This is a genomic window from Stomatobaculum sp. (assembly GCF_057248925.1).
Genome location: NZ_DBHIHF010000025.1, coordinates 1 through 22,187, shown reverse-complemented (window position 1 = coordinate 22,187; position 22,187 = coordinate 1). Strand labels below are relative to the sequence as shown.

Sequence of the window (22,187 nt, the reverse complement as noted above, 5' to 3'; positions counted from 1 at the left end):
TTAAAAAGATATGACGGAACCCTAGATTCGTTGCGGCCTTTAAGCCGAAGACCACATACCCAGCCCAACCAACACACGACAGCCGAATTAACAATAGTTCGGCAGATGAATACGCGATATCGTCACGAAAGTCTGGCTCAAGTATACATAGAATCGTGTAAACGGGGATATACTCGTTCATATGGATCTATGTGTAGGCAAATACGTAAGCATCAGTTCACGATAAAAAAGGTCAAGAATTTCCCCAAAAGTAAATGGAAGCCGGACGTAGTATCGTATCCGGGTGAGAAGGTACAAGTGGATATAAAATATGTTCCCCGGAAATGTATCGAGGAAAACCAGAATGAGACGCAGTACTATCAGATTACAGCCATTGATGAATATTCAAGGAAACTAGTAGCGGCTATTGTTGATGAAAAAAGCGTTACCCATACGAGTGAGTTCTTATTGACGTTGGAATCCAAGATGGGATTTAAGATAAGCACTGTACAAACAGATAATGAGCCGGAAATATAACGAAACACTTCTTAATACATTTTTATACTAATCACTATTTTATCAGATTCATACTGATACTTTTTAACCTTTTCATATTTTAGCCTACTCCCAAATCGTATGTTGTGTATATACTTCAAAACGACGCTCCCTATGATCATCGGCAAAGTTCACGTCTATGGTATATCGATTCCACAGTCCGTACGGATGAGTTTGCATTTTAAGGGAAAAGTATTTGTTTCCTTTATTTTCCTCATAGCTGACAGGGGAAAGGGAAAAAATATCCCTCATATCTTTTTTCTTCAACTCGTCGAGAGATAGGCTCGCAATATATCTGTCGTCTATTTTTACTCGATCAAACATCGCATCTCTTGATGACATACCGAAGCGTGTAATAATACAGTCTTTAACATGCCCCTCATCTTCACGAGCCGGCGTCAAGTTCACATATCCGCACGAATTCCCGTCTTTAACAAGCCCTACTGTCTCGCCATAGTAAAAGTGGTCATTTCTCCTGTTTTTAATAATATCGTTCTCTGTCTTTCCTGAAAAGGAAAATCCTTCATCAAGCAAATCTTGTGCCGTCGTTTGTCCGACTACAAGATTATATCCGCCTACCTGAACGACCGGAGCTTTCACGGGAAGTCCCGTTATACTCAATACTAAGGAGCAGACAAAAGCGGACATAAAAATCATGCCCTTCACGGCATTGGCAGCTGCCGACAAGGTAAGGTTATATGCCCACTTTCCCTTAGAGGGAAGCACCATATCTAAGATGATGGACCCCAAGCCTATGACCATTCTCAGGCCGACGACAATGGCAAACTCCGCATATGTCCAGAACAGTACCTTATCATTCGTAAAATACTTGTCCGAGAAAATAAAATATACGAAAACACTCGCAACCAATATCCCGACGATATAGATATTGACTTCATTTAACGCCGCCCTGTCCGTAACGTCTTCATATACATCACTTCCTCGCCCTTTTATGGCATGCCCTACTTTATACATCCACTTAGGCACGTCACGACCCTCTCGAACGGCTACGACAAGGCGAATATACAAAAACACGGTAAAAGATAAAGTAAGGCCGGCTATTATAAAAAATCCCAAACTCGAAAGAAAAAAGTTTATAATACTCACCTCAACTTTAAAAACAAAAACCTCGTGGCTATTTAAGAATAATTTAGAATCCATAGCCCATTTTTAGCCTAGATGCATAAAAATTTCACTATAGAATAAATCGCACTATACTGTCATTTCCTTACACCACGAATCTCTTCATATATGCCCATAATATCGATATGCTGTATACTAACAACATTCAATTTATAATATTTTAAGCTATCCCTTAATGCACATACAATCCTCACTCAAGCTATCTATAAAATGCAATTCTTTCTCTTCTTCAAAGCTCAATACAGTAACATCAAGTGGATAAGAAGTTTTCTGTTCTATATTTTCTATGATCTGGCTCACATTACGAAGCATCTCTGGAAAAGTTTTAGAATACAATAACAAAATATCGATATCATTTGAATGACAATCCTGTTTCAGAATTGATCCGAAAATATACACCTTTTCAAATGCATAAAATATGTCAACATTCATCTTAATAAGTTTAATCAGTTCTAATTTATCTATGTGCCCTAATATAGTCATAAAACTCTTCCTGTGTAAATAATCTAACATCCATCTTTTCAGCTAAAACTCTAGCCTCACTCGATATGCTTTTACTTCCATTCCATCTATGTAAATTTACAATTATAGAATCGGGTCTGGGTGATAATCCTTCCAGCAACACTTTACTTAAACAATATTCGTAAATAAAAGATATAATTACACCATTAACTCTAATTTCCCTTAGCGAATCGACATTTTCATATTCAAACTGTATATTTCTATCCTTCAAATACCTTAAAATAAAGTTTAAACTATCTAGTCTAACGCCAGTTTTACAGAAACAATTATAGTCACTATACAACTGCCTCAATCTAGGGGTATCTGTTAGAAATATTTTTGTTCCATCTTTCAATAATATATAGGGGTTTTTAATTTCCAATATAATACTGTCCAATTTATCTTTTTGCCTAAACATTTTTAATAATTTCTCTAATGATTCTGTAGATGGCATCATGTCGTCTGATACTGGACTAATTCCAAAAATAGAATTTATTTTTTCAGGAAAAAGTACTTCTCTGTACTTCTCTTGATCAGCTCTAGTCTGTTCAAATTCTCTACTATGAAGTATATATCGATCAATGACACTTAGGTTTGAATACTCCTCATTCTCATGTTTTTGGAATAAACTACGGTTATTTTCAAATACTAACCTTAGCTTTTTATTATTAATCAACAATTGAGGCTCAAACTTATCCCACAAGCTCTTCTTATCTTTTAGATAATAGTTCTCATATATTTCGTTATTTTCTTTTAATATAGGTACTACAAATTCTTTTAAACTATCAAATGATGAGAATTTATGACAAAAGAATTTTTTTACGTCTTCTTCTCTATTTTTTTTCCAATGCCTAACCATACTCTCGTCTATAGATCCTACCTTGTCAAACATTTTGTGGCATTTAGGACATAATATTATTAAATTCTCAAAAGAATTATCTTTTGTTTTACAATATGCAGTAATATGAGCTATTTCGATTATATCGCTATCATCTATAAACAAATCTGCTTTGCAGTCCGGATTCATACATCTACCCATACACTCAGCCCACAACTTACGTTTTACAGACTCTCCAATTGATTTTCTATTCAATTTTTCTCACTCCTCCTATTTCCGTGGCTCTCAATACCACTTCGCTAAGAAAATAACTAATTCAAGTCCCAACCATACACGGTAAAAGATAAAGTAAGGCCGGCTATTATAAAAAATCCCAGACTCGAAAGAAAAAAGTTTATAATACTCACCTCAACTTTAACTATTTACCCTGTTATTCAAAATATGAAAAAAACGGCTATCGCTTCCTTACCGGCAAGGCGACTGCCTCAATATGGCTCGATTGCTTCATCTTGATGTCGAGTGTGTAGCCAAATTCGCGGTCGTTCGCGAGAATTTATCAAAGCGTATTTTTGCCTTAAAACACACCGTTTTTTACCCTTGTCCGTTCTCGGAAACAGGTCAAAGACCTTGCGCCTACCTATAATATGCAAACCCGCAGATTTGCCGACCGCTTCAAGACTTCGCTCTGAGGGAACAAGTCCGAAATCCCATCGTCTCAACCTTAATTCTTCCCATGACAGAATTTGTACTTTTTTCCGCTTCCGCATGGACATGAATCATTACGTCCTATCTTCTTCGACCAGTTTGCTCTTTCCTGAACCATAAGTGGTATTTTGCCATCATACATAAGAGAAAGTTCTCTTAGTCGATACAGGTATTCTGAAACACCCAATAAGGCCTGAAACATGTGCATCGCTTCATTTTCAAATTCGAGAAGGTATTCCGTTTTCTTTATGGTTCTGTCTTTTGGATTTGGAATGTAAGTAATAACCTGACTCACCGCATCATATTCAACATCATTGTGTCCAATCGCATTTCTCAGTTTTGCATTTACTACAACATCCAAGAAATCGGTATAGACTTCTGTGTTCAAGCAAAAATGATACCTTGATGCCTTTGTGAGATTTATATAACCCTCTAAAGAAGATACATTCTCTTCCAAAGGATTCATCGAATTCGCGTCAGCCCTGTATTTTATGTTATTAAGAGCGACCGGGATAACAAGCAAATTACCAAGGGCTTCATAAACATCCAAATAGAACTGTTTTACACTATCAAAGCTACTTGTTGTCGAGCCTTCAACTTCAAAATCAAAAGAATCATCTTTGCAATACTGTAAAGCGAGAGCAGGAATGAGACGCTGGTATATTTTTATAAAATCATCATAGACCTTATATATCAAATTCTGTAGCTCCTCAAGATGATAACCATCATGTGAATTTAAGAAGTCTACTAAGCACTTCAGCTGAACAGAGTCCAGTTTCATAATTTCTACACTAAAAGAGAGATTATCCAAGATGTCTTTTTTGAGTGCAGAATAAAACCCATGAACCTCAATCATATGAACAGCTCTCAATATCTCAGACTCATCTCTGCACTGAAAGTATTGTCCGGAGAATTCTTTTTGTATTTCCTGAACAAGATATTCACTGTTGCTTCTGAAGAGGTCAATGATTCTTTTATAGCTCTTCCATTTCCTTTCTGTTGTATTCAGCTGTAACACAGATTTCCCGAACTGTTCATATGAATCATCTGCCTTCATACAGTTCATATAACGGATAAACGGAGTAATGACTACTTCTTCCAACTCCGCTGCTTTGCCTTGTTTCACGGTCGGAAATTCACCAGAGCATTCAACCATGTAATCAGCTTCAGCATCCGGGATTTCATCCGCATTGTCAAAAGAAAACTTTAGCCCCGGTCGGTCTTGTTCTATCTTAACGCTGCCAGATAAGGAAGTACCACATTTACCGCAAGCCACAACAATAGGATACTCTTCTTGCCATCCAACCTGTAATCGGACTTTGGTAATACTTCCGCAAACCTGACATTTTATAAATGTATTAAAAACCATGCATTTTCTCCATTCATATTATCAAGCATTAAATCGCCTCAACCTTTGACGGCTCCGCAAGTGCATGGGATTTCATCGTCGTAGCCTTAATATGCCTCTGCTGGGATCGATGATCCTTCTCTGACAATCTTGATTGTTCTATCATCAGAAATCAGTGCTCCTCGTCCTGAGCGGACTATTGCCAATCTACCGTTATATACGGCGCAATCACATTGTAGAACTTCTTTGACCATTCTGAATGGAACTTTGCCATCTGCGGCCAGTCATCCTTGTTTTCAATGCTCATGTTATCAAGCTGAATAAACACCTTCGAGGATTTGATATCATCTCCACGGTTCCACTGAAGCACCGTTCCCAGCTTCGATTCAATCTCGCTCTTGTGCTGGTAAAGAGCATCAAACGCAGCTTTATTCTCTGATCTCTCCGCTCTGGCAAACACGACCTCTGAACGTGCAGAGTCAAAATTCGCAACACAGCAGAGGTAGAAACCCCCAATGCCAAAGAAGCCGTTTATCCAGTTGTCCGTACTCGGATTTACATTGCTGAAAGAGCTGGGATTACCATGAGCCTCATGGATTTGTATTAAGGCATACGTCTAGTAACGTTTTCTGATCTCAAACCTCGTTTCAGAGGAATCACCGCTTATACTGAGATGCTCTCCAGTCATAGATAACGCTGTCGTGATCCGGTCAAAATGGTCGATGATCCAATCAAATATTTTCGGCTGCTCTGCTGGATTGAATACATCAGCCTTCTCCTCAATAACGATGGAACGTGTTGTACCAGTCGATTTTGAGTATTTTCAATTTATGTTCTCACCAAATTCGGTCTCAATCTGATCTTTTAATTCTTTCAGACGATTATAGGTATCCACATTATAGGTGTAGATGCTCATCTTGATTCGTTTACCATAGGGAATGGAAAAGAATAAGTGATAACCGTTCGCGCCTATGTGTACATCGTAATATGTTCGACCAGCAGCTTTCTGTTTTGCTATATCGCTTGATCTGCCGTGCTCATTAGCATAGTTTATGAATGCTGTCTAGAATTGCAGTTTTTGATCATCTCCGGCGCCTTCTGCACTTTCCTCGGATTCCGGTACGTTTACCGATACTTCCTCCAACTCCTCCGGGATTTCTCGTCCATCTTTGACGAACGAAATGCCGATCAGCTTTTCCAACTGTTCCTCGTCGAATTGCAGGTTCCAGCGTTCCTGCATGAAAACGAGGAGCTTTTCAGTTCTGCTGTATATCTCAAATGCAGTCCAATCCTGCAGCTTGGACACCTCTATCTCTGAGTGAGATCCATTCTCGTACCCGCGACGTCCTGTGGTTTTGGAATGCTTCTTATCCTCAAAACTATCATTCTGCAAAGCCGAGTTTACGCTCTGAGACAACGGCAGAAGGTTCCCAAGTGCTCCGGAAAGCATCTTGATTTCTGAATCCTTAAACTGCCGGTATATATTACGCCAGTAAAACCTTGTCGGTGTCTGAGGGAGAATATGCTCGACAGACACTTTATCCTTCTCGGACTTTGTAAATATTGACCACGTGCAGAACCGATCTATATTATTTTTCTCTGCTAGCTTAGCCTCATATTCATAAAAGAAGTATCGCAGACTGTTCCAGTCGTAGTAGCCATTCCCTGTTGAGAAATATTTCTCAATTCTGGTAACAAAGTTCTGCGTGGCAAAATCGATATTGTTCGTAGTCCTGTCATATATTTCTTTGCAGAGCTCATCAACGTCCGTTTCTTTCACATACACCTGACGCGCAGCTCGATAATAATCACTGCTGCCATAGGATGCATTGAAATTACCCAAGCGAAATGCAACAAAGATAAAGCGCTCAACAGCTTCAAAGATTTTAACTCTGCTGTTCGCAGAAATATCCCGCCGACTGATGACCGCAGTGACCAGCGGCCTAAAATGACCGATTCCGATACGGTTAAGCCTATCGACTCGTTTTTGCTCTTCTGGCGTGAGATTAACACTTTCATACGGGAAATAAGTGTCATACCAGTACTTCGCCATATCTTTGAGGCTATTGACATAGTCCTCGATTTCTTTCGGCTGGAGTTTTGATACCTCTATGATTTCCTGTTCTTCTGTTTCAGTAACTTCCGTGTCGTCTGCATCAGTGACATCATCGCTGTTAACCGACTCGGCCTCTGTCTCAACCAGAACGGGTGCCTTTTCAAATATGCCCTTTGACGAGAACTTGCTCAACAAGAATTTGATGTAGTCATCACCACGTTTACGGGAATACCTGAAGTAGATAATCCAATGGGCACGCAAAAAGTCATCATCGGAAAGAGGAACACTCTTGTTCCTACCAAGCTGATAGTAGACTTCCTTCCAAGCGTCATTTATCTTCTTACGGAGGGCAGACTTGTCCTTTTCGTCAAACACCTCATCATCATAAAGCGTGGTCAAATAGATCAGTCTGTTTTTCAACAGTTCAAGATTCGTCAGCTTCTTGCCACGATTGTTCATGGTCTCGAAAGCTACAAATACATCGTAATCATCGTCGATTTCATGGAGATTAAACATCAGGCGCTGGGTGAGCTTCTTATACAGAGTATTTACTGCCTCAAGTCCGCCTTCTCCGGACTCCTCATATAGCTTTCTGATGTTCTCTGCAAAAAAGTTCTTTGCAAACTTCAGATTCTTTGTATAGTAGGTCTCATTCACTGCGCCGGAATACGGCTCATCGAACACCTTATATTTCATGTATTCCGTGCTGGGATTATCGACCTCATAACCAAAAAGGTATGTTGTTACTACTCCATTCGGCGGTCTTTTTCGGCAGATGTATTTTGAGACGATCTCTTCGATCGTTTCATACCCCAGCGTGATTTCCTTATCAGACTTGCCCTTGTTCTCATCCAAGCCGCACACGAATCCCACAATCTCGTTCAAGAGAATGACAAACGTGGTGATGCGCTGCTGACCATCGACTATATGGCAAGGCTTATATCCGTTCTCGACCAGCCACAAGTCCTCGCTCCAGCTGACGGTCTCCTTGCTTTTTAGAGGCTTAAGGGACAGGAGACCTGTATAGTGATAGCGGTCAGCCTGAAGATTTACAAGGTCATCCCAAAAATCCACAAACTGTTGCTGCAACCATGCATAGCCACGCTGATAGTCCGGTATCCGGAATAATCTATTTTGAAAGAGCAGCGACAATGGCTGCAGCTCATTTGCCATAATGGAATTCCTCCTTATTCGATAACTCCATCCGTATCAAAGATGTGATCGAGTTCGTCTGTATTTATTGCATGAGAGACTTTTTCTCGAATAGCTGTTTTAGACATATCCAGCCTTTTGAACTTGTGGTTTCCGGCTGCATCTTTACTCATACGAATTAGCTGAATTCTTCCCACACCCGGATTCTGTTTTGCGTACTCTGCAAATCCTTTCGCTTTCCCAAGATTGTCCTTGAAATCAGGATTATGCGGCTCAAGAATATCAACGACATATCCAAGTACACGATCTTTTCTTACTACAATGAAATCTGGATAGGTAGGCTTTGTTTCGCCATCGATTTCGTAAGGAATGCAAAGCGCCCATGAGCCTCTGGATGGATTACGAATCCAGCAGACAAAGTCTTCTCGTTTTTCTTCTTCTTCAATAACTCCAGCTTCCCAAGTATTCAACTTCATCGTTGCAGTACCGGTTATGTCACTAACAAAGAGATGATTCCTATATTCTTTGCCTCCCACTTCATGTGGCACCTGAATTGTCTCCGGCAAACGGAAATTGTGCTTGCTTACAGGATCACCATCGGAAACGATACTATCATACTCTTTACGAATTTTCTCTGAATCTATAGTTGCAATATATCTGCGATAATCGTCATTTAATCCATGAAAGCGAGTCTCCGCATAAGAATGCAATCGGTTCATGCACTCTTCGTCTGCTACAAAAAGAATAACATCAACTTTAAATGCCGTCAGATCAGACATATCCATATACTTGTTTCCATAGGCCATGCCGATACCTTCTCGACCGAGCTTTACATCCGCAATCTGGAACTGCCTCTCTATATCAGTATCGGTCGTCGTGAACATATCATGCACCGAATAGTTGTCCACGGTTTCTCCAAAGGCATCAAAAATCTGGGTCGCCAGTTTGAACTGCTTGACCTGCTGAACAAGGTCGTCATATTTCCCATCTGCCTTGAGGCCTTCCACATAGCTGTGGATCATCTCAACAATCTCATCCTGAACCTCCCGGATCGCCTCACGGTGCAAGTTAGACATCGTAAGAAGATGCGCCATCCTATACAGAGATTTTAGGTAGTCATTGATCCTAAGCGCTCTGACGTTATAGGAAAGCAAACCTGCATCATTTATAAACTTCATAACCTCTTCACGGTCAAACAGATCTTCCTCTTCAGAAGTTTCCGTCTGAACCGCCTGCTGACTTCCCGCAGCATTATTCTCGGACGGTGTTGCCGTGACAGATGACGGTGATGTAACCGATGCAGGCTCAGCAGGAGCCGTTGTATCTGCGCTCGACTGTGTCTGGACTTGTTCTGTCGTTTCTGTTTGCTGAGCTTGTCCACCAGTGACTTGAGGCTGTGCTGTCGGAGTCGAGTCGACAGCTGGCTCTGCTACTCCGGCAAACTGCTGTTCGCCTGCGTTCTGCCCAGAGAACACATCGAATAGAGTCATCTGTCCCGGCGTCTGCTGCTCTTCCTTTTTCTTCTTCAGTCTGACAGTCAGCGTTTCAAATTTCTTTCCGGACAAGGACTCGCCATAAATATCGGTCGGGATATCTCCGCCTTCTGTACTCTGCAAGGCTTCCACAATGTCCTTGACGGTATCCTCATTGAAGTACGGCAAATAGAGATGCACGTCGTTCAAAACGTCGTCCACCTGAATATGCATCTGCATCGGCGTTCTTACCATTCGACCGAGAAGCTGCGCAATATATGTGGCATCGTTTGCATGCTTAAAGGACATCATGGTCTCTGCTCGCGGACAATCCCAGCCAGTAGAAAGATTCTCTTTAAAGAATACCACGCGGATATTTCTATCCTCAGCAATATTGGAAGGTTCCTCATAGCGCACATCGAGTCCATTGACAGTCAATGTGGCAGTAGTGCCACCGAAAGTATGAACTACCTGTCCGCTTTCCAGCTTGAAGCCGGTACGTTCCTCAATCTTTGCAATGCAGTCGTCCAGATTAGTATCCGTCAGAGCATCACCGGTTCCATTCAAAACCTGAATGATCAGGATAGGATTTACATAGGCGTAGTGCTGCTCAAAGCAATACTGCGTCCAATGCTCCCACTTTTCTTTCCAATCATCCGCAGCGGCCTGCAAAATGGCCATATCATTATTGACTGTGCCTTCCTCCGGATAGGTGATAACGATCCTATCCTTCAAAAGGCCGGAAGCTCGCACCTCATCCGTCGTCACGATAGATTTGTGAATTGTAGAGGATATGCCTTCGACCAGCGCATTGAATCTCTGCGTGGTAGCGGACATCCCGATGACAACCGGCATGGGCGCAATGCCATCCGAATCACTGCCCTTGATGAACTTCTGCATGATCGTGGTAGCCTTGCTTGCCTCACGTCCCTGCATGCCACGGTGCGCTTCATCGATGATAAAGTACAACCGGTCGCTCTTTTCCCGGACAGTATTCGCAAGCGTCTGCCAGATCGTATAAGTCCTGCCATCGCCATTTTTCGTGAGTTTGGAGGTAACCGACAGCTTCTGCGTATTCAGGAAATAAACATGCCCGTCTTCAAATACCTCTTTATCAAAAGATTCCTCAGAAACTGTAACGCACTGCGACAACTTAATCTTATCTGCCTTGGAGTCAATCTTTTGCTTTGACTGCTCATTAAGTTGAGGAGAATCCGAAAGCCAGACGATGATTGCATCTGGCTGCTCCATATACCATTCATCACCGAAAAGAATAGCCTCAATCAGTGCGGACATGATGATGGTCTTTCCAGCTCCAGTCGGTGCAGTAAAAGAAACCACCTGCGGTGCATGTGTTCTATGATAACTGCCCATTGCCTCCGCAGTCTTCATACGGATATCAGCAAGAGCTCTCTTCTGAAAAGGGAATAAATCTACTCTCATGGTTACCTCCCTGTGTTGATTCTGAAATTATCCAGATAGTCTCTATAAAGCTGATAGCAGTCTTTACCATCGTAAGTACGGATCATCGACCGGTATGCTGTTTCTGAATCCGTCACAATGAAAACTGTCTGGATTTCTGGATGCTGACTTAACTCAGCATCGAACTCGGAATAATATATTTCATCTACCAAAACTGCCAACCTGTTCTGTGGCAAAATCAGCATGTTCGGGAGATCATCATTGTCAATAGCCGGGCACTTACCAATGGCTCCTCCTTTCATCCAGAGCACTGGAAGCAGCTCTCGGAACTGCCTGCCGAGAGCAACGGATGTTTTGTCGAGGAAGCTCAGTTTGAAGAAGACCGCGTTTGTCTTGAAACCATCTGCCATTTTCATCTCTGCCAGCGAAGGTGTATCCGGCATCTTTACTTTTTTGTATTTACCGTTTGCTTCCTCGTCTGGTAAATATCTATCGTGGTATGTCCCATAATCTCCGGACAATGGTTCGCCTGAAATGTTCTTACCCCTTATCGTACATATTGTTCTGGGCCACGTTACATTATGTGCTATGCCCAAGTTCTCCCATTCCTCATCTCCGGGCTTTTTCCCAGCTTTAGAGAGTCGTTTTTGCTCATCGTCAGAGACCTCATTGTTCGTTACCATAATGCAGCGACGATTACCATTATCCATTGCATTTAACAAATTGACCGCATGCAAAGTTGTACCTGAGCCCGCAAAAAAATCCACTATCAGAGCATTGGGCTTATATGCCGTACAAAAATACAAGCAATCCATTACAGCGTAAACGGACTTAGGGAAAGTGAATCTTTTCTCTCCGAATATATTGCCAAGTAGACGAGAACCATATTGGGTTGAATCGTGAGATGCTGTCTTCCAAATATCTCCCGGAACGGCAAGTACATATTCTGTATCAATATCATCTACCAGTATTTCGTTATTAACACCGCGCCCACTAATTTCAAATTCTCCATTTACAACCTTCGCAAATTCAGCACGTGCCAAACGATATACTGTAAACCCTCTACGGCTATCGCCTCCAACTTTAACTCGCCCTTCTTTCAAACCATCTATTAGCGTCGTTGTAGACCACTGCCAACGTCCCTCAGATCCATCGTTCCTGATGGGAAGTAGGCAATAGAGCCCTTCAATCTGAGGAGCATCTGATACTCCTTCCGGCAGGGGTTCTCCTACTTTCTCAATTTTTCCGCTTTCAGGATTAATGTAAATAGGATAGAATCCTCCCGGAGAGTCTTTTCTTGTCGCACCAGTCCCAGAGCGTTTCAACAAATCCCATCGGATATTTCCAGTATGAGTCCTTCCTCGATCAGAAACCCATTCTCGATTAATTTTTACTCGTTGTGGAGATGCTTCTCCAAAATAAAGGAAAAAAATGTATTCACCACTTCTGCCAAACTCACCAGCTCTTGCTACGATAGCCGGATTGATCATTGTGCTTATCATCTGTATTCTTGCTTCAGGGAATAGCTCCTCAAGCAAGCAACCCAAGTGTAAGTATTCTTTTTCATCGATAGTAATGATCATGACAGAATCATTTGGATTCAACAGTTTTTTAGCTATTCTTAAACGTTTCTCCATCATAGAAAGCCACTTGCTATGCCGATATGTATCATTTGAATCAACGTAATCGTTGTTATACTTCCAGTCTTTTGCACCGGTGTTATAAGGCGGATCAATATAGATACAATCCACCTTCTCAGCATAAAGATATTCCAGAAGCTGAAGCGCATGATAATTGTCCGCCTCTATCAGGGTATGCCAAAGCCCACTGTCAGGAGCATTCTCCACAGTGTCAATCGGTTTCAGAGTAGGATAAATTGGCTCACCGAATTCTGCTATCGCAACAATCTCATCCAGCCTGAAGGTCTTTTGTTCATGAGTCTCACGCCGGTCGCAAAGCACGTCATCACTGTCAATCTTCATAACTGTATAAATATCACTGACATACCCTGTCTTCAGAGCGACCTTGGAGCCAACACGAATCGGCACGTCATAAAGCGGCGTGCACTCCGGCAGATGTTCTTCAAACACTAATCCGAACTTCTTCTGCTTCAGTAATTTATTTGTTTCCTGCAAGATTCTCTCCTTGAGTGCCGGATCGTCAATCTGCTGAATCAGGTCTTGTAATAATGCCATAACGCCACCTCATTCTTCCGTTATTGTTTTTTCCTTAATATGATAATCAATACCGTGCTCCTGACAGAAGGAAATCACTTCTGTTGCGCACTCATTGTAAAAATGCCTATGCCCTTCGTAGGCGTTTGCTACCTTACTATAGTTCGTTCTCCCGAAAATGATCCGATCTGTAAAAGATACCTCTTCCAGTATTTCATGCAGATTCTGTTCAACCATGTTCGGTGTTGGATACGGTTCCATACTTACCCATGTCTTACAACCGGCATCATGGAGTGCTCTCAACGCTGCCAGTCGATCTGCGCAGGAAGCAGCGCTCGGTTCCATCTGTTCCCTATAGGCTTCATCCAGAGTGATCAGTGTAATCCCATATTTGTTTTCCGGAGAAAGCTCCGCCAATTCTATAGGTAACAGTCCCTTTGTTAGCGTAGTACATTTGATTCCGGCCTCGTTCAGCTTTCGGATAGCCGCAATGCTCATCTGGGACACCTCTGGATATCCTTCCATGAACGGATCTGTGGTAAAGCAAAGCTGCACAGACTGAATCTTATCTCTGAGCCTCGGTATCTCTTTATCCAGCAATTCAAGCGTGTTTGATACAAGCACCGGCTCAAGCCAGCTCTCATAATCCTTTATTTGCCCGAATCGCTTCTTCATTAGGAATGCATAACATGGATATTTGCACCCATGAGCGCAGCCCTGCACGTGATTCATTGTGTAGTCACCATACTCTACCCCTGTTTGATAAAGCATGGATTTTCGTTTTATCGTCTTCAAGTTGTTTTCATCCTCCGCCTACTTGTTCTTCAATATGTAGTCTGCCATCCGCAGTGCAAGTCCCTGCGCTTTCAGGCTTTTACTCGCAATGGCAAAGCAGAATAGGAACATCGGCGAGTTCCTGCTGTTCCTGAAAATCCGCGCATGCTTTGACACGCATGGAAAGATCGTCCCAAGCCGAGCGAGGATATACTCCTTTATGTGATCTGGATTTGCGTCTTTAACCATCCGCTCGCCATCGCTCTGTCCGGGCTCTGGGAATAGGTCAAAAAGCGTCATCTGAGGATCTTTCTTATAGAATTCCTCTCGCCATCCGGAATCTCCAAGCAATCGATCTATGCAATCCTCCCATTTATCGTACTTTCCGTTTTTCGGCAGCATCCGTTCAAGTGCGGAGAACGGAAACAGGTACCATACATCTATTGATTTCGTCTTTGCTACATTTTCAAGCGTAGTCCAATTTACCTGCGTCGCATACGGATCTAAAAACAGCAATCCTCTGTTAAATCTCCAATCTACATTGCTAATAATCTCCGCAAGCTTATCGTTCGCATCGCCGCAAAAAATCGTCACAATTCGTCTCATCTGCGGGAACTCGGAGTTTATCATATCTTGAAGTTCTCCCGCCTTCTGAGAGTCCGCTTCTATAAAATAGTAGTGATCGAACTTCTTCTCAGACGCCAGCGCACATTTAGCTGAGCCCACAAGAGACTGTCCGCCGTCGCTGGTTTCAATCTCGCCGGTTCCAGCAAAGGCGTCTATATAAATCTTCTTGAACTTCTGGTTTTGCAGTGCAATCAGGTATGCGTCCAGATAGCTGGTGAAGATATTCAGCTTCTCCTCAGTCCAATTGCCACCAAATTTCTGCGACGTTGCCATAAATTCCAATCACCTCATCTATATTAAACTCTGTCTCATGAAGAGAAAGAAATCACCGTTTCCTTCTTTCCTGTATCAAGATTCACAATCTGTTCGATCTTCGCGTCAAAGAGACCCGTGAGATGACTCTTTATCTCATTACGAAATCCCTCTGAAGGGAAAATCGGATGGTTATCCAAAAGTTCCCACATCTCATCAAGAGGCACTTGCTTGCGGTCTTTGAGGCAGCGCTGTAGATATTTCACGATGTCGATAACATGCAAACAGCTTTCATCTTCCTCTTCTGTGATCTCTCCGAAAAGGTTGAATGACAGCTGCCTGTTCTCAACCGAATGTTTTGTAGAGGACTGCGCACCAAAAACTTTCCAAGCACTCTTCTTGTAGAGCTTAAAGCCCTCTTTGTTGCTCGTGCAGTGAATCAGATTGTAGACGAGCGAATTCTGCGTGTTATAGAACGGAAATGCCGATACATAGTATCTGCGGGCACCTTTCAGTGAATTTATGATCTCCTCCACTCTGGCCTCATAGGCCTTCTTGTCACTTCCGTAAGGCACCAACTTCTCAAAGTCTTCCAGATAAGTGTTCTCATACTTTGCCTTGGTCGTTTTCTTCTTTGCGCTTGTGATCGCCCGCACCGGATCTGAAACCATGTGATTAATCATAACTTCACCCCAGTTTCGGAAAAACGGCAGAAGCGCTTCCCAATCGATAGTCGCATCATACGGATCGTAGAACAGGAAATAGTGCAGGTGCCCGGTTACATATAACTGTGACCCGATAGTTCGGAGTAGCTCGTGCGCATCACTGCAGGACGTTACAATCTTAAAATTGCGCTCATCCTGTGGAAGATGCTTTTTCAGCTCATCTACGCGCGCTTTATCCTTGTCATTTAAGTAAATGTGTATATTTTTCTCCGTATAGGATCTTGCTGCTTCCCTAAGTGCTTCTGAAACACGTACTGCTGTACCTTTCACCAATTGCCCAGCATCGTCGGTGTATACACCGCTGTTGCACATGCAGTCTATAAAGATCAACCCATTGCAAGACTCAGTCAGTAGCAACTTCTGTGCCCACGATTTAATATATTCCTCAATTAACTCAAATTTCTTGATCGTATGAGGACTTGCTTTACTGATTACGACTTTTTTCCTGCCGGACATCATATCACTCCTCAAGTAGTTTCATTTTCTTCTGTGGGGATTAGCTCCATGATGTCCCCAATATCACAATTCAGCGTTTTACACACTTTCATTAGAACTTCCATGCTTACTGTCTCTCCCTTCGAGAGCTTGGTTACCGAAGCCCAGCTTATCCCGGCAGCTGCCTGCAAATCTTTCTTCTTCATGTCTTTGTCAATCAATATTTTCCATAATTTTTTATAACTAACTTCCACGGTAGTCACCTCTCGATTTTCAAAAACGTGATTTTTGCCACTGTACTTCCACAGTATAGCACAAAGCCTTTAAGAAATAAAGAGTTATTCTTCACATAGGCAAGAATTTTCTTTCGTTTGTATTGAAAAATTAGTGGGTTTGTGTTATACCATATCTATGTCCTCAAATTTTGTGTCCAAGAAAGGGAGTCTGCCGGCCGTGGGAACGTATAACAACGAAATCGAGTAGTTTATATATACTGTGTGCTACCGCCCCATGTGGGAGGCAGCTTATACATACATTGCAGAGCATCCTTATGCTCTGAATTTATCTTACTCCAGAATTCAGAATCCGGATTCTGCCATGCTTGAGGACATGATCCTCGAATATACAAAGAATATCCGAATAGATGAAGATAGCCTTCTGTTTGACGCAGTCGTAAGCTGCACAATCAATCTGACCGAAGACACATACAAAGGCACCGCATCGCACGAAACAAGTCAATGGCTCGTTCTTCCCTGTGTGGCGGTCGTAACCGATAAACTCGAATCTGTTACTGTTATGAATATCTCTGGGTACACCTCTGGCCAACCTCGCAAAACGGATGGTCATGCCGTCTCGAAGAACATAGTCCCGATCTTATACAAAAAGGATCTGGATGATGAAGCCACAACTTTTCTCCAGCAATATTTCCCGGAAGCACTGGAAAAGCCAATGGCCGTCCCTATTGCTGATATTGCAAAAGATATGGGACTTGAAATTATCCATGGCAATCGGATCACAGATGATTTCAGTGTTTTTGGAGAAATATACTTCACTTCAGGGAGGGCAACCATCTATGATCTTTTTAAGGTTTCAAAAACAACAATCGATGTAAAGCGCGGCACCATTTTGGTAGATGCCTACACCTTCTGGGAACGGAATCTTGGGTGTGTCAAAAACACAATTGCCCATGAAGTCTATCACTGGTATAAGCATCGAATGTATGCCGCGATAAAACACGTTCTCTATGGTCAGGACTTCGTTGCATGCCGCTGCCCTTCCAACATGGCATATCCTCAGAAGGATGAGGAGTGGTCTGATATCCAACGTATGGAGTGGCAGGCAAACAATATGGCTTCTCGCATTCTCATGCCTTATCGTACTTTCCGAATGAAAGTAGAAGAGCTTCTACAGGCATATGATTATGAAAATAGTCCACTAAAACCAACTATTCTCACTTCCGTTGCCGAGGAACTGCGCGAGTTCTATGGTGTGTCCCGTCAATCAGTATTGATTCGTATGATGGAAACCGGCTACAAGGACGCTGCTATCATCTACCAGTATGACGAAGAATCTCCATACCACGGGTACTTAGACCAGCGATATGCATTCTATGCATATCGCACCAGCAGCGAATTCCGCAACCTTATTGATTCTGGTCTTTTCCGATATGTGGACGGATATTTCGTTATCAACGACGAACAGTACATCGAGCGTAACAATGAGGGCAAACTGACCTTTACTGATTATGCATGGGCAAATCTGAATGAATGCACCCTGCAATTTACATGGCAGTCCCTGCGAGCAGACGAGGCAGAAAAGCACTTCCCATTCGAGTTGCTTCACCGTGAAACCGGAGAGCGCAAAACCTCAAAATATGATTCTAAACAAAGCACCTCCGCTGTTCAGATGTCCGAAGCGCTGCAAAAGAAGCGCGAAGAATTCGAGCGCCAGAGTGCCGCCAGAAAGATAACTGGTGTGAATAAAACCTGCTGGGAGGTCATTTTTGAGATCGTGCAGTCTCGCGGACTTAGCAAATCACATTTCTGTTCTTTGACAGGTCTCGGCGAAGAGGTGTACCGAAAGACCGAGAAGAACATCGACACAAAGCCAAGTCTGAGAACGATTGTCGCTATAGGCAGAGGACTTGACTTTGATATCGGAACAACTGAAAAGCTGTTGCAGCTTGCAGGGCATGCATTTGATGAATCTGACGAGCATCAAGCATTAAAATATTGCATCACAGGATTCTCCGGGATGACTATTGATGATGCAAACGAGTTTCTTGAATCATACAATTATGAGCCGCTCGGCTCCAAACAACGCCTGTAAGCAGGCCTAATATACCGCACTTCCGCCATGGAGGTACGGTTTTTTTTAATTTTTCCGACTCGCCGAGTCGGATTTTTTTATGTCTATATTCCTTACTATCACTGTCTTTTCACAATATCTGTACCCTATTCAAAACTTAGAAAAGCGCCTATTTTAAGGCATTTTCGCGACTCGTCGAGTTTTCTGGTTTTTCTCTTTCCAAACTAAAATGTAATTAGCACGTGGGAGCTATCTGCGCAGGGTGTTTCCGGTTCCATGTGACTACCTATGACAATCAGAAGACCTATTTCATCTACATTCGCAGCACTGGCGAGAGGGTGCCGGTCACCAGGGAACAGCACGACTCCTTCTATAAGGAAGCTGACCGCATCCGCCACAAGGAGCAGGATCACGGCAGGTGTATGTGCCCTTACCGCTTCATCTGGAAATGCGACGGTGACTGTATCGGCTGCGAATATCACGCGGCAGGCGATACCACTTCTTTGGATCAGCCTCTCCCTGATGGCAACGGTACCCTCGGTGACTATATCCCGGACAACAGCAAGCCGATGGATGAAGTCATCGCCGACCGTATGTTGCTGGAGCAGCTATTTTCCAGACTGCGTGAGCTCGACCCGGAGGCTGATACAATCATTCAACTTTGGAAGGATCACCCGGAGGGAATCTCCGACCGGGCAATCGCCAGAGAGCTCGGTCGCCCGCAGAAGACCTTCGCGGATCAAATGAAGAAGTATCGTACTGACCTTCGCAGGATCACAGACGACAAGTAATACAAATACCACGAACCACACCCTTTCCGGCCACTGTCCCTCTCTTGGATGGTGGTCGGGAATTTTTTATAAAATCCTCCGCTCAAATCGACAGTTCATCTCCAGTGGAAGGTGAAGGCAAGAGAACACTGCCTTCAGAAAGCGAGGTGAACAACAGATGATTCGCAGTTACGCAGACGCCGGCGGCAACGTGAACGAGGAGATCAAGCTCCTAAATTCCATCAGTCGCGTATCCGCCAGACTGGCAAGGAACCTCTCACTCCTTGTCGCAAGCCAATCGGAGGAAGAAGGAAAAGAAAATGTCAAAGATGGCAGAAATGGCACAGACCATCGAAGAGCTCCGCACCGCTGCTGCTTCTATTAATGCCGCAGCCGACTGGCTCTACCAGCAGTTTTCTGGTGATGACGATGAATCGAAGGCAACTGAGGCTCCCGCCAAGAAGGAACCAAAGCCTGAACTCAAGCTGGAGGATGTAAGAGCCGTCCTTGCCGAGAAGTCCCGCGCCGGTCATACCGCAGAAGTACGCGCCCTGCTTAAAAAGTATGGTGCCGCAAAGCTCTCGGAGATCGATCCGGCAAACTACGAAGCCCCGATGAAGGACGCGGAGGTGATCAGCAATGGCAGCTAAAGCACACGCAATCCTGTCCGCATCCAGTTCTGACAGGTGGCTGCACTGCCCGCCATCGGCGAGGCTTTGCGAAACCTAGAGGATAAAGGAAGCGACTACGCTGCAGAAGGCACCGACGCTTATGCTCTTGGCGAGTACAAGCTAAAGACCGTGCTGGGACTACCTGCCGACGATCCAACCGACAGCCTCAAGTGGTATTCCGAGGAAATGGAGGATGCTATCTCTGGCTATGCCGAATATGTGCTGGAGCAGGTCGAAGCCGCCAAGGAAACCTGCACCGACCCGGTAGTTCTTATCGAGCAGCGTGTAGACTTCTCCCGCTGGGCAGAACAAGGCTTCGGAACCGCCGACTGCATCATCATAGCTGACGGTACGCTCCGAGTGATCGACTACAAGCACGGCTTAGGCGTCTTGGTCTCTGCAAAGGAGAATCCGCAAATGCAGTGTTACGCCCTCGGTACTTTGGAGCTTTTCGATGGCATTTACGACATCGATCAGGTATCCATGACTATCTACCAGCCGAGGCGTCAGCACCTACGAAATCAGCAAGGACGACTTGTACCGCTGGACGGATGAAGTCTTAAAGCCCCCCGCAGATTTGGCTTTTGCCGGTGACGGGAACTTCCTGTGCGGTGAATGGTGTAGCTTCTGCAAAGCTAAGAATGAGTGCCGCACCAAAGCTGAGGCAAATCTGAAGCTCGCGAAGCATGATTTCATCCCTTCTCTGCAACATCCTGATTGGATGCTTCTGCATCGTAGTCCTGTCTTGGGCAGTGGTCGCCATCCAGACAGTGATCAACGACTTCAAGTGTGAGAAACGTGAGGAGAAAAAGGCCGCGCAGGACGACGAATACTATATCAAGCGTATTGAATCCCTGAAATAATCCAGTACCGGCAGGCGGCTTAGGAGCGTTCTTAAGCCGCTTGTTTGAATTGAGGTGAAAATCTATGCAAACACTCAGTATTTATATCGAAACCTACAGCGACGTGAATCTATCCAAGTGCGGCGTATATAAATATGCCGAGTCACCGGATTTTGAAATACTGCTGTTTGGCTACAGCGTCGACGGCTCCGAGGTAACGGTCATCGACCTTGCACCGGGAGAGCGCCTGACGCAGGAAATTATAGATGCCCTGACTGATGATACTGTCATCAAATGGGCTTTCAATGCAAATTTTGAACGGGTGTGTTTATCCCGATATCTCCGTGATCTTGGAGTAAGCCTTGACCCTTTCCATGATAACCACCCTCTCTCGACCGAATGCGCACGCTTCTTAAATCCGAAAAGCTGGCGCTGCTCTATGGTCTGGGCGGCCACAATGGGACTTCCGCTTTCTCTGGAAGGTATCGGTGCCGTCCTTGGCCTCGAAAAGCAGAAGCTCACAGAAGGCAAAGACCGGATCAAATACTTCTCCGTGCCCTGCGCTCCGACGAAAGCAAACAGCGGACGCACGAGGAACCACCGCAAGACATTCTATCTTCACTACACCTGCATAGAGGCCTTGTACGAAGATATTCTTTCCGAGCTCTCAGAGGAATACTATAAGGCCATCGACAAAATTCCGGCTGATGCTCCGTTCACGGAAGTCAACCGTGTTTTCTTTGAATTCATAGCTTCACAGGAGCCGTACATGGAAAAGATCGTGTGCGATTCCAGCTACCGTGAATTTGCGGACAAGCTCTTCATAGCCATGCTGCTCCATAACCGCAGCAGGCATAATCCGTATGCAGCTTTCTCACAAACAGAGCAGAATATCATCAATACTTTCCTCGGCACAAGCTCCATCAACATATACCGACACCGGGTGCAGGACAAAAAAACCTCCCGTTGGAAGACCTGATCGATCTCTCCGAGAAGCTCTTTTACGGCGGGATATCTTCAGTTTTGTAACTATAAATCAAGGTTCCCTTACTACCGCTGATGGCAGTTTGGGAGCCTCATTTTTGGCATCCAAATCACAGCCACAAACCTACCACAAAAACATCTAAACCACTAACTCAACCCTCTGACATCTAAACCGCCTACTCAACCTTCGCACATTTCCTTTGATATATTCCCACGGAGCGATTTTTGCGGTCATTTTCGCTTCTTGCCGCTGACGGACAAATGCCCAAAAAGCCCATAAATCAAGCACTTTTTCACACCTTACCGGTCAACCCGTGACATCAAAACTACGGTCTCCACATGATGGGTTTGAGGGAACATGTCGACAGGTTGGACTTTTTTAGTTTCGTAGCCTCTCGTGTTCATGTATGCCAGGTCTCTTGCCAAGGTCGCCGGGTTGCACGACACGTAGACGA

The 22,187-nt window shown here is 43.9% G+C and carries 18 protein-coding genes and 3 pseudogenes; 7 read left to right on the top strand and 14 right to left on the bottom strand.

All coding sequences use genetic code 11. From position 1 onward, the window contains the following. The first annotated feature begins 297 nt into the window (after positions 1-297). Complete coding sequence (locus ACO4XG_RS09105; RefSeq protein ID WP_485129684.1) at positions 298-516, top strand: hypothetical protein; 219 nt, start codon at positions 298-300, stop codon at positions 514-516. A gap of 84 nt (positions 517-600) precedes the next feature. On the opposite strand, the gene ACO4XG_RS09100 is transcribed toward ACO4XG_RS09105, so the two are convergent. From ACO4XG_RS09100 to ACO4XG_RS09040, 13 genes and pseudogenes are all read right to left on the bottom strand, one after another. Further along, positions 601-1,695: a hypothetical protein gene (locus ACO4XG_RS09100; RefSeq protein ID WP_485129683.1), complete on the bottom strand. Its 1,095-nt coding sequence runs from the start codon at positions 1,693-1,695 to the stop codon at positions 601-603. A 147-nt stretch (positions 1,696-1,842) separates the two neighbouring features. Continuing rightward, positions 1,843-2,160 (bottom strand): nucleotidyltransferase domain-containing protein, encoded by a 318-nt coding sequence (locus tag ACO4XG_RS09095; protein WP_485129682.1) that lies wholly within the window; start codon positions 2,158-2,160, stop codon positions 1,843-1,845. Continuing rightward, positions 2,135-3,271: an HNH endonuclease signature motif containing protein gene (locus tag ACO4XG_RS09090; protein WP_485129681.1), complete on the bottom strand. Its 1,137-nt coding sequence runs from the start codon at positions 3,269-3,271 to the stop codon at positions 2,135-2,137. The genes ACO4XG_RS09095 and ACO4XG_RS09090 overlap by 26 nt, the downstream gene beginning before the upstream one ends. A 466-nt stretch (positions 3,272-3,737) precedes the next feature. Further along, positions 3,738-3,812 (bottom strand): annotated as a pseudogene (locus ACO4XG_RS09085) (SEC-C metal-binding domain-containing protein); the annotation flags it as partial. Between the two features lie 1,453 nt (positions 3,813-5,265). Further along, a complete protein-coding gene (locus tag ACO4XG_RS09080) occupies positions 5,266-5,667 on the bottom strand; it encodes a DUF4268 domain-containing protein (RefSeq protein ID WP_308509032.1) in 402 nt (133 codons plus the stop codon). A gap of 225 nt (positions 5,668-5,892) precedes the next feature. Continuing rightward, positions 5,893-6,123 (bottom strand): DUF4268 domain-containing protein, encoded by a 231-nt coding sequence (locus tag ACO4XG_RS09075; RefSeq protein ID WP_308509031.1) that lies wholly within the window; start codon positions 6,121-6,123, stop codon positions 5,893-5,895. A gap of 9 nt (positions 6,124-6,132) precedes the next feature. Next, positions 6,133-8,298, bottom strand: coding sequence for a DUF262 domain-containing protein (locus ACO4XG_RS09070; protein WP_308508914.1), 2,166 nt, complete (start codon positions 8,296-8,298; stop codon positions 6,133-6,135). A 14-nt stretch (positions 8,299-8,312) separates the two neighbouring features. After that, positions 8,313-11,192, bottom strand: a complete 2,880-nt coding sequence (locus tag ACO4XG_RS09065; RefSeq protein ID WP_308508913.1) for a DEAD/DEAH box helicase — start codon at positions 11,190-11,192, stop codon at positions 8,313-8,315. Positions 11,193-11,194: 2 nt separating this feature from the next. Continuing rightward, positions 11,195-13,366: a site-specific DNA-methyltransferase gene (locus ACO4XG_RS09060; protein ID WP_308508912.1), complete on the bottom strand. Its 2,172-nt coding sequence runs from the start codon at positions 13,364-13,366 to the stop codon at positions 11,195-11,197. Between the two features lie 9 nt (positions 13,367-13,375). Beyond that, positions 13,376-14,140, bottom strand: a complete 765-nt coding sequence (locus ACO4XG_RS09055) for a radical SAM protein (protein ID WP_308508911.1) — start codon at positions 14,138-14,140, stop codon at positions 13,376-13,378. An 18-nt stretch (positions 14,141-14,158) separates the two neighbouring features. After that, positions 14,159-15,019: a three-Cys-motif partner protein TcmP gene (tcmP, locus tag ACO4XG_RS09050; protein ID WP_308509030.1), complete on the bottom strand. Its 861-nt coding sequence runs from the start codon at positions 15,017-15,019 to the stop codon at positions 14,159-14,161. Between the two features lie 35 nt (positions 15,020-15,054). Further along, positions 15,055-16,179: a three-Cys-motif partner protein TcmP gene (gene tcmP / locus ACO4XG_RS09045; protein ID WP_308508910.1), complete on the bottom strand. Its 1,125-nt coding sequence runs from the start codon at positions 16,177-16,179 to the stop codon at positions 15,055-15,057. 11 nt (positions 16,180-16,190) lie between these two features. Then, entirely contained in the window at positions 16,191-16,412 is a 222-nt protein-coding gene (locus ACO4XG_RS09040) for a helix-turn-helix domain-containing protein (protein ID WP_117874444.1), read from the bottom strand. Between the two features lie 343 nt (positions 16,413-16,755). Here ACO4XG_RS09040 and ACO4XG_RS09035 point away from each other — a divergent pair, with 343 nt between their 5' ends. The 6 genes and pseudogenes from ACO4XG_RS09035 to ACO4XG_RS09010 form a co-directional block, all read left to right on the top strand. Continuing rightward, positions 16,756-18,486 carry an ImmA/IrrE family metallo-endopeptidase gene (locus ACO4XG_RS09035; protein ID WP_308508909.1) on the top strand — a complete coding sequence of 577 codons (1,731 nt, stop codon included), beginning with the start codon at positions 16,756-16,758 and terminating at the stop codon, positions 18,484-18,486. 257 nt (positions 18,487-18,743) lie between these two features. Further along, the gene (locus tag ACO4XG_RS09030) at positions 18,744-19,256 is read left to right on the top strand and encodes a sigma-70 family RNA polymerase sigma factor (RefSeq protein WP_308508908.1); all 513 of its coding nucleotides are present in this window, start codon (positions 18,744-18,746) and stop codon (positions 19,254-19,256) included. A 299-nt stretch (positions 19,257-19,555) separates the two neighbouring features. Further along, complete coding sequence (locus tag ACO4XG_RS09025) at positions 19,556-19,885, top strand: DNA ligase (RefSeq protein WP_308508907.1); 330 nt, start codon at positions 19,556-19,558, stop codon at positions 19,883-19,885. Further along, positions 19,875-20,600: pseudogene (locus ACO4XG_RS09020) on the top strand (DUF2800 domain-containing protein); the annotation flags it as partial. The gene ACO4XG_RS09025 and the pseudogene ACO4XG_RS09020, both read left to right, overlap by 11 nt. Continuing rightward, the gene (locus ACO4XG_RS09015; protein WP_308508906.1) at positions 20,593-20,769 is read left to right on the top strand and encodes a hypothetical protein; all 177 of its coding nucleotides are present in this window, start codon (positions 20,593-20,595) and stop codon (positions 20,767-20,769) included. The pseudogene ACO4XG_RS09020 and the gene ACO4XG_RS09015, both read left to right, overlap by 8 nt. Before the next feature lie 64 nt (positions 20,770-20,833). Next, positions 20,834-21,346, top strand: a pseudogene (locus ACO4XG_RS09010) (hypothetical protein); the annotation flags it as partial. Positions 21,347-22,032: 686 nt separating this feature from the next. On the opposite strand, the gene ACO4XG_RS09005 reads toward ACO4XG_RS09010, so the two are convergent. Then, positions 22,033-22,179, bottom strand: coding sequence for a hypothetical protein (locus ACO4XG_RS09005; protein ID WP_485129690.1), 147 nt, complete (start codon positions 22,177-22,179; stop codon positions 22,033-22,035). Between the last annotated feature and the right edge of the window lie 8 nt (positions 22,180-22,187).

Bases quoted from the DNA above. Each gene is read 5' to 3' on its own strand.
- ACO4XG_RS09100 (WP_485129683.1), bottom strand. From the start codon at position 1,695: ATGGATTCTAAATTATTCTTAAATAGCCACGAGGTTTTTGTTTTTAAA.
- ACO4XG_RS09095 (WP_485129682.1), bottom strand. From the start codon at position 2,160: ATGACTATATTAGGGCACATAGATAAATTAGAACTGATTAAACTTATT.
- ACO4XG_RS09070 (WP_308508914.1), bottom strand. From the start codon at position 8,298: ATGGCAAATGAGCTGCAGCCATTGTCGCTGCTCTTTCAAAATAGATTA.
- ACO4XG_RS09065 (WP_308508913.1), bottom strand. From the start codon at position 11,192: ATGAGAGTAGATTTATTCCCTTTTCAGAAGAGAGCTCTTGCTGATATC.
- ACO4XG_RS09060 (WP_308508912.1), bottom strand. From the start codon at position 13,366: ATGGCATTATTACAAGACCTGATTCAGCAGATTGACGATCCGGCACTC.
- tcmP (WP_308509030.1), bottom strand. From the start codon at position 15,019: ATGGCAACGTCGCAGAAATTTGGTGGCAATTGGACTGAGGAGAAGCTG.
- tcmP (WP_308508910.1), bottom strand. From the start codon at position 16,179: ATGTCCGGCAGGAAAAAAGTCGTAATCAGTAAAGCAAGTCCTCATACG.
- ACO4XG_RS09035 (WP_308508909.1), top strand. From the start codon at position 16,756: ATGCTTGAGGACATGATCCTCGAATATACAAAGAATATCCGAATAGAT.
- ACO4XG_RS09025 (WP_308508907.1), top strand. From the start codon at position 19,556: ATGTCAAAGATGGCAGAAATGGCACAGACCATCGAAGAGCTCCGCACC.
- ACO4XG_RS09015 (WP_308508906.1), top strand. From the start codon at position 20,593: ATGATTTCATCCCTTCTCTGCAACATCCTGATTGGATGCTTCTGCATC.